Raw genomic sequence first — 14806 nt, 5'->3', positions numbered from 1 at the left:
GTGCACGAGGAGAGGTCGATGAACCAGGACGACAAACCCCGGCGTTTCCTGCTGAAGCTGTCGGGAGAAGCCTTCGCGGGCGGCGGAGGGCTCGGTGTCGACCCCGATGTCGTGCACAAGATGGCCCACGAGATCGCCGCGGTGGTGCGCGACGGCGCACAGATCGCCGTGGTCATCGGCGGCGGTAACTTCTTCCGCGGTGCCGAGTTGCAGCAGCGCGGCATGGACCGGGCCCGTTCCGACTACATGGGCATGCTCGGCACGGTCATGAACTGCCTGGCCCTCCAGGACTTCCTGGAGAAGGAGGGGATCGACTCCCGGGTGCAGACCGCGATCACCATGGGGCAGGTCGCGGAGCCCTACATCCCGCTGCGCGCGGTGCGCCACCTGGAGAAGGGCCGGGTGGTCATCTTCGGCGCGGGCATGGGCATGCCCTACTTCTCCACGGACACCACGGCCGCCCAGCGGGCCCTGGAGATCCACGCCGAGGCGCTGCTGATGGGCAAGAACGGCGTGGACGGGGTCTACGACTCCGACCCGGCGAAGAACGCCGACGCCGTCAAGTTCGACGCGCTCGACTACGGCGAGGTGATCACGCGGGACCTCAAGGTCGCCGACTCGACCGCCATCACGCTGTGCCGGGACAACCAGCTCCCCATCCTCGTGTTCGAACTGCTCGCGGAGGGCAATATCGCCCGCGCGGTAAAGGGTGAGAAGATCGGCACACTCGTCAACAGCCAGGGCCGACGGGCCTGATTCACCGTCACTCACACATCGGACACATCGAACCAGGAGCACGTGGTGATCGAAGAAGCCCTCCTCGAGGCCGAGGAGAAGATGGAGAAGGCGGTCGTGGTCGCCAAGGAGGATCTGGCCGCGATCCGCACCGGCCGTGCGCACCCGGCGATGTTCAACAAGATCGTGGCCGAGTACTACGGCACCAAGACCCCCATCAACCAGCTGGCGTCCTTCTCCGTGCCCGAGGCGCGGATGGCCGTCGTGACGCCGTTCGACAAGAACGCGCTGCGCAACATCGAGCAGGCGATCCGCGACTCCGACCTCGGCGTCAACCCGACCAACGACGGCCACATCATCCGGGTGGTCTTCCCGGAGCTGACCGAGGAGCGGCGCCGGGAGTTCATCAAGGTGGCCAGGTCCAAGGGCGAGGACGCGCGGATCTCGATCCGCGGCATCCGCCGCAAGGCGAAGGAGACCATCGACAAGGCCATCAAGGACGGCGAGGTCGGCGAGGACGAGGGACGGCGCGGCGAGAAGGAACTCGACGACACCACGGCGAAGTACGTCGCCCAGGTGGACGAGCTGCTCAAGCACAAGGAAGCCGAACTCCTCGAGGTCTGACCCCGTGACTGAATCATCCTGGGGGCCGTCCCCGGCCGCCGGGTTCCTCGGGCAGTCCGGGCAGGCCGGCGGCGTTCCGGCGGGTCCCTCGCGCGACGCCGGGGAATCGGCGCAGACTCGGCCCATGTCGATCACCCCACCCCGTCCAGGCGACGGGAGCGCGCACGGGCCGGAGCCGGCCAAGCCCAGGAAGCGCGGGGGGCGCGACCTGCGTGCCGCCATCGGGGTCGGGGCGGGCCTCGGCGCCGTGGTCCTGGCCTCGATCTTCGTCTACAAGCCCGTCTTCCTCGGCGTGATAGCGGTGGCCGTGGTCGTCGGCCTCTGGGAACTGGCGGCCCGCCTCTCCGAGCGCAAGCAGATCCGCCCGCCGCTGGTGCCGCTCGCCCTCGGCGGCGCCGCGACGGTCGTCTCGGGGTACTTCTGGCACGCGCAGGGCGCCTGGATCGCGGTGTCGTTCACCGCGCTCGCGGTGCTGGTGTGGCGGATGGCCAGGCCCCCGGAGAACTACCTGCGGGACGTGACCGCGGGCGTGTTCGCCGCCTTCTATGTCCCGTTCCTCGCCTCGTTCGTGGCCGTGATGCTCGCCGCGGACGACGGGCCCTGGCGGGTGCTCACCTTTCTCCTGCTGACCGTCGTCAGCGACACCGGCGCCTATGCCGTCGGCTTCCGCCTCGGGCGGCACAAGCTGGCCCCGAGGATCAGCCCGGGCAAGACCGTCGAGGGCCTGGCGGGCGCCGTGCTCTTTGCCATGGTGGCGGGCGCGCTGTGCCTGCAGTTCCTGGTGGACGACGGCGTCTGGTGGCAGGGCCTCGTCGTCGGGCTCGGCGCCGCCGTCAGCGCCACCCTCGGCGACCTGGGCGAGTCGATGATCAAGCGGGACCTCGGCATCAAGGACATGGGGACGCTGCTGCCGGGGCACGGCGGGATCATGGACCGGCTCGACTCCCTGCTGCCCACGGCGCCCGTCGTCTGGCTGCTGCTGCGGGTCTTCGTCGGAGCCGGCTGAGCGGCGGGCCCCGGCGTCCGGGCGTGGGCCCGGGATCTGCGACACTGGCCAGACCATGCCTGCACCCGGAGAGCTCACGTTCATCGCGCCGCGGGGGGCCGCCAAGCCCCCGCGGCACCTCGCCGACCTCACGCCGGCCGAACGCCGCGAGGCGGTGGCCGCGCTCGGCGAGAAGCCGTTCCGCGCCGCGCAGCTCTCGCGGCACTACTTCGGGCGGTTCACGGACGACCCGGCCGCCTGGACGGACATCCCGGCCGCGGCCAGGGAGCGCCTGGCCCAGGCGCTGCTGCCCCGGCTGATGACCACCGTCCGCCACATCAGCTGCGACGCGGGCGCCACCCGCAAGACGCTGTGGCGGCTGCACGACGGCACGCTGGTCGAGTCGGTGCTGATGCGCTACCCGGACCGGGTCACCATGTGCGTCTCCTCGCAGGCGGGCTGCGGGATGAACTGCCCGTTCTGCGCCACCGGCCAGGCCGGTCTCGACCGCAACCTCTCCACCGCCGAGATCGTCCACCAGATCGTCGACGGGATGCGCGCCCTGCGGGACGGGGAGGTGCCCGGCGGCCCGGCGCGGCTGTCCAACATCGTGTTCATGGGAATGGGCGAGCCGCTGGCCAACTACCGCCGCGTCGTCGGGGCGATCCGGCGGCTGACGGACGAGGGCCCGGACGGCGTGGGCCTGTCCCAGCGCGGCATCACCGTCTCCACCGTCGGCCTCGTCCCCGCCATCCACCGGCTCGCCGGCGAGGGCCTCAGCTGCCGCCTGGCCGTCTCGCTGCACGCCCCCGACGACGAGCTCCGCGACACCCTGGTCCCGGTCAACACCCGGTGGAAGGTCCGCGAGGTCCTCGACGCGGCCTGGGAGTACGCGGAGAGGTCGGGGCGGCGGATCTCCATCGAGTACGCCCTGATCCGGGACATCAACGACCAGGCCTGGCGGGCCGATCGGCTGGCCAGGCTGGTGCGCGGCCGCGGGGCGCACGTCAACCTGATCCCGCTCAACCCGACGCCCGGCTCCAAGTGGACCGCCTCGCGCCCCGAGGACCAGCGGGCGTTCGTCGCCGCGCTGGAGTCCCACGGCGTGCCGGTGACCGTCAGGGACACCAGGGGCCAGGAGATCGAGGGGGCCTGCGGCCAGCTGGCGGCGGCCGAACGCTGAACCGGCCGCCCGCCCGGCACGCTGCTATCGTAGGCGGCCGAAAACAGTCACATATTCCGACAGGGGAGCGCTCGCAGCGCTGAGAGTGCGGCACCGGCCGCAGACCCTCGAACCTCGCCCAGGTCATGCTGGGTAGGAAGTTCGGACTCTCTCCCGTGCTGCCTTGTGCCGCCCTCGCCGAGAAAGCAGCACGATGAAGCGCATCGGTTCCGCCACCTCCCGCACCGCGACGGCCGCCGGCCTGGCCCTCGCCCTCGGCCTGCTCGCCGCCTGCTCGGGCGGAGGCTCGGGCGAAGGAGACGGGGAGGAAGGCGGCGGCTCGGGCGGCAAGGACGTCACGCTGGTCACCCACGACTCGTTCCTCGCCTCCGACGAGGTCCTGGCGCAGTTCACCGAGGAGACCGGCTACGAGGTGCACGTGGTGCGCGGCGGCGACGCGGGCGTCATGGTGAACCAGGCCATCCTCTCCCAGGGCCACCCGCAGGGCGACGTACTCTTCGGCGTGGACAACACCCTGCTCTCCAGGGCCCTGGACGCCGACCTCTTCGAGCCCTACGAGGCGGCCGGCCTCGACGCGATCCCCGCGGAGGTCCAACTCGACGCGGAGCAGCACCGGGTGACCCCCGTGGACACCGGCGACATCTGCGTCAACTACGACCGCGCCTACTTCGCGGACCACCACCTCGACCCGCCCGCCTCCCTGGACGACCTGACCGACCCGGCCTACGCCGACCTGCTCGTGGTGGAGAACGCCGCGACCTCCTCCCCCGGCCTCGGCTTCCTGCTCGCGACGGTCTCGGCCTTCGGCGAGGACGGCTGGCAGGACTACTGGCAGCGGCTGGCGGACAACGGCGTGGAGGTCGTCGACAGCTGGGAGACGGCCTACGACGAGCGGTTCTCCGGCGCCGGCCACGGCGACAGGCCGCTGGTCGTCTCCTACGCGTCGAGCCCGCCGGCCGGGGTCTACTACGCGGGCGACGACCTCCCCGATCAGGCACCGACCGGGGTGTCCGCCGGAACCTGCTTCCGGCAGGTCGAGTTCGCCGGCCTGCTGACGGGCGCGGGGAACCCCGAGGGCGGCCGGGCGCTGATCGACTTCCTGCTGAGCCGCGCCTTCCAGGAGGACATGCCGCTGCAGATGTTCGTGGACCCGGTGCTGCCGGAGGCGCAGCTGCCCGAGGTCTACACGAGGTACGGGGAGACGATCGAGGATCCGTACCGGCTGGACCCCGGGGACATCGCCGAGCACCGCGAGGAGTGGATCGACGACTGGACCTCGCTGGTCGTCAGGTGAGGAGCGCCGGATGAGCCGCGCCGCGGCGGTCAGGCTCGCGCTGCTCGCCCCGCCCCTGGCGTTCTTCGGGATCTTCTTCGGCTACCCGGTGACCGCCATCGTCGGGCGCGGGCTGCGCGAGGGGGGCGCCTGGCAGTTCGGGCGCGCCGCGGAGGTGCTGCGCGACCCCGACCTGGCCGGGGTGCTCTGGTTCACCGTCTGGCAGGCCGCCGCCTCGACCGCGCTGACCCTGGTCCTGGCCCTGCCCGCCGCCTACGCCTTCGCCCGGCTCGACTTCCCCGGACGCCGGCTGCTGCACGCCCTGGTCACCGTCCCCTTCGTGCTGCCGACCGTGGTGGCGGGCGCCGCCTTCCTCGCCCTGCTGGGGCGCGGCGGGGTGCTCGACGAGCTGTGGGGGGTGCGGCTGGACGACAGCGTGTGGGCGATCCTGCTCGCCCACGCCTTCTTCAACTTCGCCGTCGTGGTCAGGACCGTGGGCGGGCTCTGGGCGCAGCTCGACCCGCGCCAGGAGGAGGCCGCCCGGGTGCTGGGCGCGGGCCCCTTCGCGGCCTGGCGGCGGGTCACGCTGCCCGCGCTGGCCCCCGCGCTCGCCGCGGCGGCGCTGATGGTCTTCCTCTTCGCGTTCACCTCCTTCGGCGCCGTGCAGATCCTGGGCGGCATCAGGTACGCGACGCTCGAGGTCGAGATATACCGGCAGACCGCGCAGCTGCTCGACCTGCCGACCGCGGCCGTGCTCTCCCTGATCCAGCTCGCCGCCGTGGCCCTGCTGCTCGGGGCGCACGGCTGGCTGGTGCGGCGCCAGGAGAGCAGCCTCGCGCTCGTCGACCCGGCGCACACGGCGCACCGGCCGCGCGGCGCCGGGGAGTGGGCGCTGCTCGGCTGGGTGCTCGCGGTGATCGCGCTGCTGCTGGCGCTGCCCCTGGGCGTGCTGGTGGAGCGCTCGCTCACCGGCCCCGACGGCCTCGGCCTGGCCAACTACCGGGCGCTCGCCTCGGCGGACGGCGGCACCTTCGTGGTGCCGGCCTGGGAGGCGGTGGGCAACTCGCTGCGCTACGCGGCCGTGGCCACCGCCGTCGCCCTGGCCGTCGGCGGCCTGGCCGCGGTGGCCCTGACCCGGCGGGCGGGCCGGCTGGCCCGGGGTTTCGACGCGCTGCTGATGCTGCCGCTCGGCACCTCGGCCGTCACGGTGGGCTTCGGCTTCCTGATCGCGCTCGACGAGCCGCCGCTCGACCTGCGTTCCTCCTGGCTGCTGGTGCCGCTGGCCCAGGCGCTGGTCGGGGCGCCCTTCGTGGTGCGCGTCATGCTGCCGGTGCTGCGTGCGGTGGACGAGCGGCTGCGGGAGGCGGCGGCGGTCCTGGGCGCCTCTCCGCTGCGGGCCTGGCGCGAGGTGGACCTGCCGCTGGTGCGGCGGGCCCTGCTGGTCGCGGCCGGCTTCGCCTTCGCCGTTTCCCTCGGGGAGTTCGGGGCCACGGTGTTCATCGCCAGGGCGGACGCCCCGACCCTGCCGGTGGCCGTGGCCCGGCTGCTGGGCAGGCCGGGCGAGCTCAACTACGGGCAGGCGATGGCCCTGAGCACCGTCCTGATGCTCGTCTGCGCGCTGAGCCTGCTGCTGCTCGAACGCCTCCGCCCCGGCCGCGCCGAGATCGTCTGAGGAGATCGTCATGGCCCTGCTCGAACTCGCGGGAACCACCGTCAGATACGGCCAGAGGACCGCGCTGGACTCGGTGGACCTGAGCGTGGCGGAACGCGAGATCGTCTGCGTCCTCGGCCCGAGCGGCAGCGGCAAGTCGACGCTGCTGCGGGCCGTGGCCGGGCTGACCCCGGTGGCCGGCGGCGCCGTCCGGCTCGCCGGGCGCGACCAGGCAGGGGTGCCGGCGCACCGGCGGGGGGTCGGCCTGATGTTCCAGGACCACCAGCTCTTCCCACAGCGCGACGTGGGCGGCAACATCGCCTTCGGCCTGCGGGTGCGGGGCGTGCCGCGCCGGGAGGCGGAGCGCCGCGTCGCCGAACTCCTCGACCTGGTGGGCCTGCCCGGGGCACAGCGGCGGCCGGTCGGCTCGCTCTCCGGCGGCGAGCAGCAGCGGGTGGCCCTGGCCCGCGCGCTGGCGCCGCGGCCGCGGCTGCTGATGCTGGACGAGCCCTTCGGGCAGCTGGACCGCGGCCTGCGCGAGCGGCTGCTGGTCGAGCTGCGGCAGCTGTTCCGGTCCCTGGGCACCACGGTCCTGGCCGTCACCCACGACCAGGGGGAGGCCTTCGCGCTCGCGGACCGGATGGTGGTGATGCGGGAGGGGCGGATCGCCCAGGCCGGCAGCCCCCTGGAGGTGTGGCGGCGGCCCGCGGACGAGTTCGTCGCCGGGTTCCTCGGCTTCAGGAACGTGGCCTGGGCGACGGTGGCCGAGGGGGTGGCGGACACCCCCTGGGGGCCGGTGCCCCTTCCCGGCGGCGAGGCGGCCGGCCGCCGCCTGCTGCTCGTGCGGCCCTCAGGGGTGCGGACGGCCGGGGCCGGGGACGGCGAGGACGGCGGAGGCGAGGGCGCGGGAGGCGAGGGGCTGTGGGCGACCGTGCGGGCCCGCACCTTCCGCGGCGACCACGTGCTGCTCCTGCTCGCGCCGGAGTCCGGGCCGGCTCTTGAGGCCGCCTGCCCGGCCGAGGCGGCGCCGGCCGAGGGCCGGCGGGTACGGGTGTCCTTCGACCCGGCCGAGGTGGTGCTGCTGCCGGGAGCGCAGGACGCCGGCCCGGCGCGGATCGCGGCCCACCCGGCGCGGCCCGCAGCCACGGGGCGCGCGGGGAGTCCCGGAAGCCCCGAACCCGCCGCGGGCCCGGCGGACTTCGGGGGCGCCGAAACCGTGGGAAACGCCGAGGGCACCGGGAAGATCCCCGGGCCGGGGGCGGGGCGCGCCTCCGGGGGCGCCGGGCGGCAGGCCGCGGGGTGAGCGGCGCGGGGTGAGCGGCGCCCGGCGTTGCCGCACCGGCGAGCGGCCGGGCCGCGGGCGCGGCGCGCCGGCTCAGGCGAGGCCGGAGCCGGTCGGCAGCGCCATCAGCTGGGCGACCAGCCAGGTCAGCGGGACGAAGGCGGCGAGCAGGGTGGCGATCCTGGCCAGGGCCGCGCCGCGCAGCAGGCCGCGGGAGGCGCCGAGCCGCAGCAGCAGGGCGGTGGCCGGCCGGCGGGCCGATCTGGCCTCGTCGGCGGCGGTGGCCACCGCCGCCAGGGCGCAGACCAGGACGATGCCGAGACCCAGGTTGCCCAGCGGGCCGAACTGGCCGAGCCCGTCGAGGTCGGCCAGCACGAGCACCGCGGCCGAGGCCGCGCACAGCGCCCCCATCGGGCGGCCCACCCGGTGTGCCTCCTCCTGGAGGACCCGCCCGGCCAGCAGCCGCAGCACGCCGGGCCGTCCGGTGGCAAGCAGCAGGCCGCACAGGTGGACGACGCCCGGGGCGGCGAGCACCAGCCCGGCGACCATGAGCAGCCAGCCGCCGACCACGCCGGGGGTCGCGCCGCCCAGGGTGCCGGTGAGCGGGAGCCAGCCGTCGGGCTCGATCGCGGTGTCCATGCCGGCGTATCCGCTCAGCGCGATGCCGCTGCCGGTCAGGGCCGTGCCCCAGGGGAGGCCGTTGGGCACCGGCAGATCCGGCTCGGCGCGGGTGACGGCGGCCACGTCGGCGCCGCCGGGCGGGGCGGCCGGCGGCCTGCGGCGGTGGGTGCGCCCGGGGCGCAGCGCCAGGGCGCCGGCGGCCGCGGCGCCGGCCGGGGCGACCGAGAGCAGGGTGAGTACGGCGCCGGCCGGCAGCGGCTCGCTCTCGGGGAGCACGCCCGCCGCCGCGCCGTGCAGTGGCAGGCCGGCGAGGTCCCCGCGCAGCAGCAGGAAGGCCAGCAGGGCGAGGAGGCTGCCGAGGAGGGCGGCGGAGGCGGTGGAGACGGCGGCGAGGGCCGGAAGCCTGGCCGGCCCCACGCCCACCACGGCGAGGCCGCGGCGCGAGCCGGCGGCGGGCTCCGACCTGGCGACCACGACGGCGAGGTGCAGGGTGGCGGCCAGGGGCACCGCGCACCAGGCCAGCCGCAGCACCGCGGGCCGCCCTCCCCCGGGGTGGCCGACCGCGTAGGCGAGCGCGCTCAGGAGCAGGAAGCCGACTCCGCCCGCGGCGCAGGCCAGCAGCAGCCGGCGGCACAGCACCGCGGGGTGGGAGCCCCGGGCTAGGCGGAGAGCGAGCATGCCGCTTCGGTGGGCGCGCCCTGGGGGCGGCCGTCGACGATGGTGAGGGTGCGGTCGGCGAGGGTGGCCACCTCGGGGTCGTGGGTGGCGAGCACGACGGTGATGCCGTGGGAGCGGCCGGCCGTGGTCAGGGTGCGCAGCACCTGGGCCCGGTCGGCCTGGTGCAGCGGGGCGGTCGGCTCGTCGGCGAACAGCACGTCGGGCTCGTGGACCAGGGCCCTGGCCAGCGCGATGCGCTGGCGCTGGGACTGCAGCAGGTCCCAGGGGCGCTTGTGGGCGCAGCCGCCGACGTCCAGCCGCTCCAGCCACTCCATGGCGGCCCGCTTGGCCTTGCGGTGCCCGGTCCCGGCCAGCAGCAGGGGCAGGGCGGCGTTCTCCCAGGCGGTCAGCTCCTCGACGAGCTGCGGGCGGTCCCCGACCCAGCCGAAGCGGTCGCGGCGCAGCCGCTCCCGCGCGGTGGGGGAGAGGGTGTGGACGGGCACGCTGTTGAACCAGACCTCGCCGTCGTCCGGGAGCAGCAGCCCGGACAGGCAGCCGAGCAGCGTGGTCTTGCCGCTGCCGCGCGCTCCGGTGACCGCGAGGATCTCGCCCTGCCGGACGCCAAGGGAGACGCCGAGCAGCGCGGGTGAGCCGTGGTACGCGTGGTGCAGGCCGCGCGCCCAGAGTACGTCGTTGTCGGGTGGGGCCATGGTCTTCGGCGCCTCCGCTCGTATCGCCTCAACTCCCCCGACCGGGTGAACGAGCGGTCGGGGAATCCGTCACAGGCACCCCTGCACGCTGACACAGGGGCGCTGACCCCGGGCGGGCGACTCGGCGGAGTAGTCCGAAGAATCCTCCGGACGGTGCACGGCCTGGCGCGAGTTCGGGAAAATATCGTTCATCAACGCACAATGGGCGTCGTTTTTACGGGATGAGCCCGCCGTTGATGGTGGATCTGTCGCGTTCGGCGGTGTCGGGGAGAGGGGCACCGGGCATAGGGTGAGGGGCCGGACCCGGGGACCCGGGGCCTGACGGGCAGGCGAGCAGCAAGCCGATCAGAACGCAGGAGGGTGCCGTGACCGCCGAGCCGCGCCGTTTGCGCAACTACATCAACGGAGAGTTCCGCGACGCCGCCGACGGGCGGACCACCGAGGTGGTCGACCCGGCCACGGGCGTGGGCTACGCCACCGCCCCGCTGTCCGGCGCGGCGGACGTGGACGCCGCCATGGCCGCGGCCGCCGCCGCCTTCCCCGAGTGGCGCGCGACCACCCCCGCGGCCAGGCAGCTGGCGCTGCTGCGGATCGCCGACGCCTTCGAGCGGCACGCCGACGAACTCCTCGCCGTGGAGTGCGAGAACACCGGCAAGCCGCTGGAGCTGACCCGGCAGGAGGAGCTGCCGATGATGCTGGAGCAGATCCGGTTCTTCGCCGGGGCCGCCCGCATGCTCGAAGGCAAGTCGGCCGGCGAGTACATGGCGGGGATGACCTCCTTCGTCCGGCGCGAGCCGGTCGGGGTCTGCGCCCAGGTCGTGCCGTGGAACTACCCGGTGATGATGGCCGTCTGGAAGTTCGCCCCCGCCCTGGCCGCGGGGAACACGGTGGTGCTCAAGCCCTCGGACACCACCCCGGCCTCGGCGGTCTTCGTGGCGGGCCTGCTGGGCGAGATCCTGCCGGCCGGCGTGTTCAACGTGGTGTGCGGCGACCGGGACACCGGCCGGCTGATGGTGGAGCACCCGACCCCGGCGATGGCCTCGATCACCGGCTCGGTGCGGGCCGGCACGGAGGTGGCGGCCAGCGCCGCCAGGGACCTCAAGCGGGTGCACCTGGAGCTCGGCGGCAAGGCGCCCTGCGTCGTCTTCGAGGACGCCGACCTCGACGCCGCGGTCGCCGGGATCAGGGACGCCGGCTTCTTCAACGCCGGCCAGGACTGCACCGCGGCCACCCGGGTGCTGGTGCACGAGTCGGTGCACGAGGAGTTCACGGCCGCCCTCGCGAAGGCGGCGGCCGAGGTGAAGACGGGCGACCCCGCCGACCCCGAGTGCTTCTACGGCCCGCTCAACAACGCCGCCCACCTGGCCAAGGTCTCCGGCTACATCGACCGCCTGCCCCCGCACGCCAAGGTCGTCACCGGGGGCCACCGGGTGGGGGAGCGGGGCTGGTTCTACGCGCCCACGGTGGTGACCGGCTGCCGTCAGGAGGACGAGATCATCCAGGAGGAGGTGTTCGGGCCCGTCGTCACGGTGCAGAAGTTCGCCGACGAGGCGCAGGCGGTGGCCCTCGCCAACGATGTGGAGTACGGCCTCGCCTCCTCGGTGTGGACCAGGGACCACGCCCGGGCCATGCGGATGTCGCGGGACCTGGAGTTCGGCTGCGTGTGGATCAACACGCACATCCCGCTGGTGGGCGAGATGCCGCACGGCGGCTTCAAGAAGTCGGGCTACGGCAAGGACCTGTCCTCCTACGGCCTGGAGGACTACACCCGCGTCAAGCACGTGATGACGGCCCTCTGACCGGCCCGCCGCTGCGCCTCCCGGCCGCCGCCGTGGCGGCGGCCGGCCGGGGGCCCGCGCTCAGCGGCGGGCGGCGAGCTCGGCCCGCAGGGCGCCGATCCTGTTGGTCGTGATCGACTCGACGCCGAGCGCGAGCAGCCGCCGCATGGTGCGGCGGCTGTCGGCGGTCCAGGCCGAGACCAGGCAGCCCCTGGCGTGGGCGCGCTCGATCGTCTCCGGGGTGATCAGGCCGAAACGGTAGTTGAGCCAGCGCGGGCGCAGCGCGGCGAGCAGCGGCTCGCGCGGCCACGAGGCGCGCTTCCAGGTCAGGCAGATCTCCGCCTCGGGCTCCGCCTCCCGCACCGTGCGCAGCGCCGCCGGATCGCCGCAGTAGTAGACCCGCCCGGCCGCGCCCGCCTCCCGGACCGCGTCCAGGGCCGCCCGCGCGATCGCGGCCGAGCGCTCCGGCAGGTCGATCAGCGTGCGCACCGGCGCCGTCACGTCGAGCGCCGCGCACAGCGTCGGCACGCCGCCGCCGGTGCGGTCGGCCAGCTCGGCCGCGGTCAGCTCCGCCACCGGCACGTCCTGCCCCCACAGCCGCTTCAGCGTGGGGTCGTGCAGGACTACCGGCACCCCGTCCGCGGTGGTGCGCACGTCCAGCTCGACGGCGTCGGCGCCCGCGGCGACCGCGGAGGCGAAGGAGGCCAGGGTGTTCTCCCTGGCCCGGTAGGGGTCGCCGCGGTGGGCGACCGCGCTCACCCGGGCCACGCCGCCAGGTACCCGTCGATCTCGGCGGTCAGCCTGGCCTTGCCCGCGGCGTCGAGGAAGGAGACCCGCACCGCGTTCTTCGCGAGCTCGGCGACCCCCGCCGCGTCCAGGCCGAGCAGCCGGGCGGCATGGGCGTACTCGGTGTTCAGGTCGGTGCCGAACATGGGCGGGTCGTCGGAGTTGACGGTGACCGTCACGCCCGCCGCCACCAGCTGCGGCAGCGGGTGTTCCGCCAGGGAGGGCACGGCCCTGGTCGCCACGTTCGAGGTCGGGCAGACCTCGAGCGGAATGCCGTGCTCGGCGAGGTGGGCGAGCAGCCGCGGGTCCCTGGCGGCGCTCGTGCCATGCCCGATGCGCTCGGCGCGCAGCTCGGTCAGCGCGTCCCACACCGTCTGCGGGCCGGTGGTCTCCCCGGCGTGCGGGACGCTGTGCAGCCCGGCGGCGATGGCGCGGTCGAAGTACGGCTTGAACGGCGGCCTGGGCCAGCCGATCTCGGGGCCGCCGAGGCCGAAGGAGACCAGCCCCTCCGGGCGCAGCTCGCAGGCCATCCGGACGGTCTCGGCGGCGGCCGGGAGCCCGAGCTCGCTCGGGGTGTCGAAGCACCAGCGCAGGACGACGCCGAGCTCGCGCTCCGCCGCCTTCCTGGCGTCCTCGATGGCCTCCATGAAGGCGAGGTCGGGGATGCCGCGGGCCACGGAGGAGTGGGGGGTGACGGTGAGTTCGGCGTAGCGGATGTTCTGCCGGGCCATGTCCCGGGCGACCTCGTAGGTGAGCAGCCGGATGTCCTCGGCGTCCCTGATGAGGTCGACGACCGAGAGGTAGACCTCGATGAAGTGCGCGAAGTCCCGGAAGGTGAAGTACCGTTCGAGCTCCGCGGGGTCCTTGGGCACGGGCGAGTCGGGGTGCCGGGCGGCCAACTCGGCCACGATGCGCGGCGAGGCCGAGCCGACGTGGTGGACGTGCAGCTCCGCCTTGGGCAGGCCGGCGATGAAGGCGCCGAGGCCGGCGGGGGCGGCGGCCTCGGGCGACCGCGGCGGCTCGGACGGTGCGGACGGCTGGGACAAGGGGCCCTCCCGGGAGAGTTCGGGTGCGCCTCCATCGTAGGTGGGTGCCCTGCCCGGCCCCACGCCCCGTAAGGTGTGGCCAACGATTGGGAGGTCCTGTGACTGCCGAGCAGCAGCCCAACCCGTTCCGTCCGCCGGACGAGAACGCTCCCCCCGTGCCGCCGCCACCGGCGGCGGGGCCGCCGCAGGGCGCGGCCCCGGCCACGGCCCCGCCCGCCGGGCCGGCGACGACGACGTGGCAGGCCCCCGCGCCCGCGGGCGGTCAGGGGGTGCCGCACCAGCCCTATCCGCCGGGGTACGCGGGTCCGCAGGCCGGGCCGGCACAGGGCACGCAGTTCACGCAGTTCGCCGGGGTCCCGCAGCCGGGCCTGTCGGGCGTGCAGACGGCCGTGCACCCGGGCCTGCACCCGGGAGTCGCGGGCTGGCCGCAGCTCCCGTTCGCGCCGCGCAACGGGCCCGGCACCGCCGCGCTCGTCCTGGGCATCGTCGGCGCCTCGCTGTGCTGGACGTTCGTGCTCAGCCCGCTCACGCTGTCCCTGGGCGTGCTCGCGCTGATCTTCGGCTTCGTGGGCTTCGGCCGGGCCAGGAGCGGCGCCGCCACCAACCGCAAGGCGGCGCTCGGCGGCCTGTGGACCGGCGCCGGCACCACCCTGATCTCCCTGGTGCTCACCGTGGTGCTGGTGATCTGGGGCGGCGCCTCGGTGGAGGTGGAGACGGAGGCGGGCTCGGAGTACCTGGCCGGGCAGGGCGAGGAGGTCGCCTTCGAGAACGGCGTGCGGGTCACCTTCGACGCGCCCGAGTCCGCCATCGACAGCGACACCGTCCTCCTCTCGCTGAACGTCACCAACGGCGGCGAGGACACCGCCGAGGTCACCGCGGACCGCTTCCGGATCTGGATCGGCGACGTCCGGGTGGGCGAGGCGGACGTGGTCCGCAGCCAGGCGCCGGGGAGCCTCGCGCCCGGCGCCACGACCCGGCTGTCGTTCACCGTCACCCTGGTGTCGCGCTCGGGGGCCATCGACGTGGACTACGCCCCTGGCGACGACTACGAGTGGGGCTACTGGGAGTTCGACCTGCCCCCGTCGGTGGCCCAGGGCAACGGCGGCGGCTCGGGAGATCCCGGCGACGGCGGCGGCGCGGACGGCGGCCTCGACGCCTGAGCCGCCGCGCGGGGTCCCGTCCACGGGCCCGCCGCGCGGCTCCCGGGAACGACCCCCCCGGCACGAAGACGCGCCCGCCGCCCGCGAGATGCGGGCGGCGGGCGCGTTTCGGCTCTGAACGGCCACATGCACGGCCACCGCCCCGGAGCGAGGGGGGAGAGGCTCCGGGGCGGTCCTGGTCACTCGGCGGACGGCCGCACGCCCCGGGGGGTGTGGGGCGGGCGGATCGGTCCGTTAAGGAGTGCGGGAGTCTGGCTGCTCTCGCTACGCGACCGACGGTACGGCACCGGGCGGCGCCCCGGCAGCGCGCGTCGG

The 14806-nt window shown here is 74.6% G+C and carries 12 protein-coding genes and 1 pseudogene; 9 read left to right on the top strand and 4 right to left on the bottom strand.

All coding sequences use genetic code 11. The features are described from left to right. Window positions 1-18 precede the first annotated feature (18 nt). The 7 genes and pseudogenes from pyrH to D7294_RS23355 all read left to right on the top strand — a co-directional run. On the top strand, window positions 19-756 hold the full coding sequence (gene pyrH / locus D7294_RS23385) for a UMP kinase (RefSeq protein WP_120682972.1): 738 nt from the start codon (window positions 19-21) through the stop codon (window positions 754-756). A gap of 45 nt (window positions 757-801) precedes the next feature. Continuing rightward, window positions 802-1359, top strand: coding sequence for a ribosome recycling factor (gene frr, locus D7294_RS23380; protein WP_120683088.1), 558 nt, complete (start codon window positions 802-804; stop codon window positions 1357-1359). A gap of 4 nt (window positions 1360-1363) precedes the next feature. Next, entirely contained in the window at window positions 1364-2365 is a 1002-nt protein-coding gene (locus D7294_RS23375; RefSeq protein WP_120682970.1) for a phosphatidate cytidylyltransferase, read from the top strand. Window positions 2366-2420: 55 nt separating this feature from the next. Then, window positions 2421-3527 carry a dual-specificity RNA methyltransferase RlmN gene (rlmN, locus tag D7294_RS23370; protein ID WP_120682968.1) on the top strand — a complete coding sequence of 369 codons (1107 nt, stop codon included), beginning with the start codon at window positions 2421-2423 and terminating at the stop codon, window positions 3525-3527. A gap of 193 nt (window positions 3528-3720) precedes the next feature. After that, complete coding sequence (locus D7294_RS23365) at window positions 3721-4821, top strand: thiamine ABC transporter substrate-binding protein (RefSeq protein ID WP_120682966.1); 1101 nt, start codon at window positions 3721-3723, stop codon at window positions 4819-4821. A 10-nt stretch (window positions 4822-4831) separates the two neighbouring features. Beyond that, the gene (locus D7294_RS23360) at window positions 4832-6472 is read left to right on the top strand and encodes an ABC transporter permease (protein ID WP_120682964.1); all 1641 of its coding nucleotides are present in this window, start codon (window positions 4832-4834) and stop codon (window positions 6470-6472) included. 10 nt (window positions 6473-6482) lie between these two features. Continuing rightward, window positions 6483-7535: pseudogene (locus D7294_RS23355) on the top strand (ABC transporter ATP-binding protein); the annotation flags it as partial. Window positions 7536-7826: 291 nt separating this feature from the next. Here D7294_RS23355 and D7294_RS23350 read toward each other — a convergent pair. Further along, window positions 7827-9032, bottom strand: coding sequence for a hypothetical protein (locus D7294_RS23350; RefSeq protein WP_120682962.1), 1206 nt, complete (start codon window positions 9030-9032; stop codon window positions 7827-7829). Next, window positions 9014-9721 carry an ABC transporter ATP-binding protein gene (locus D7294_RS23345; RefSeq protein ID WP_120682960.1) on the bottom strand — a complete coding sequence of 236 codons (708 nt, stop codon included), beginning with the start codon at window positions 9719-9721 and terminating at the stop codon, window positions 9014-9016. Before D7294_RS23345 ends, D7294_RS23350 begins: the two co-directional genes overlap by 19 nt. A gap of 365 nt (window positions 9722-10086) precedes the next feature. On the opposite strand from D7294_RS23345, the gene D7294_RS23340 reads away from it, so the two are divergent. Continuing rightward, window positions 10087-11520 (top strand): gamma-aminobutyraldehyde dehydrogenase, encoded by a 1434-nt coding sequence (locus D7294_RS23340; RefSeq protein ID WP_120682958.1) that lies wholly within the window; start codon window positions 10087-10089, stop codon window positions 11518-11520. Between the two features lie 60 nt (window positions 11521-11580). Here D7294_RS23340 and D7294_RS23335 read toward each other — a convergent pair whose 3' ends face one another. After that, complete coding sequence (locus D7294_RS23335; RefSeq protein ID WP_120682956.1) at window positions 11581-12267, bottom strand: glycerophosphodiester phosphodiesterase; 687 nt, start codon at window positions 12265-12267, stop codon at window positions 11581-11583. Continuing rightward, window positions 12255-13256, bottom strand: a complete 1002-nt coding sequence (locus tag D7294_RS23330; protein WP_241562580.1) for an adenosine deaminase — start codon at window positions 13254-13256, stop codon at window positions 12255-12257. Before D7294_RS23330 ends, D7294_RS23335 begins: the two co-directional genes overlap by 13 nt. A gap of 173 nt (window positions 13257-13429) precedes the next feature. Between D7294_RS23330 and D7294_RS23325 the strand changes: the two genes are divergently transcribed. Beyond that, window positions 13430-14491, top strand: a complete 1062-nt coding sequence (locus D7294_RS23325) for a hypothetical protein (RefSeq protein ID WP_147450901.1) — start codon at window positions 13430-13432, stop codon at window positions 14489-14491. Window positions 14492-14806 lie beyond the last annotated feature (315 nt).

The sequence above is a fragment of the Streptomyces hoynatensis genome, assembly GCF_003626535.1.
Taxonomy (GTDB): domain Bacteria; phylum Actinomycetota; class Actinomycetes; order Streptomycetales; family Streptomycetaceae; genus Streptomyces; species Streptomyces hoynatensis.
This window is presented reverse-complemented; position numbering and strand designations above follow the sequence as displayed.

What these genes read in the sequence shown, in the direction of transcription:
- pyrH (WP_120682972.1), top strand. Translation starts at nt 19, where the DNA reads ATGAACCAGGACGACAAACCCCGGCGTTTCCTGCTGAAGCTGTCGGGA.
- rlmN (WP_120682968.1), top strand. Translation starts at nt 2,421, where the DNA reads ATGCCTGCACCCGGAGAGCTCACGTTCATCGCGCCGCGGGGGGCCGCC.
- D7294_RS23365 (WP_120682966.1), top strand. Translation starts at nt 3,721, where the DNA reads ATGAAGCGCATCGGTTCCGCCACCTCCCGCACCGCGACGGCCGCCGGC.
- D7294_RS23360 (WP_120682964.1), top strand. Translation starts at nt 4,832, where the DNA reads ATGAGCCGCGCCGCGGCGGTCAGGCTCGCGCTGCTCGCCCCGCCCCTG.
- D7294_RS23350 (WP_120682962.1), bottom strand. Translation starts at nt 9,032, where the DNA reads ATGCTCGCTCTCCGCCTAGCCCGGGGCTCCCACCCCGCGGTGCTGTGC.
- D7294_RS23345 (WP_120682960.1), bottom strand. Translation starts at nt 9,721, where the DNA reads ATGGCCCCACCCGACAACGACGTACTCTGGGCGCGCGGCCTGCACCAC.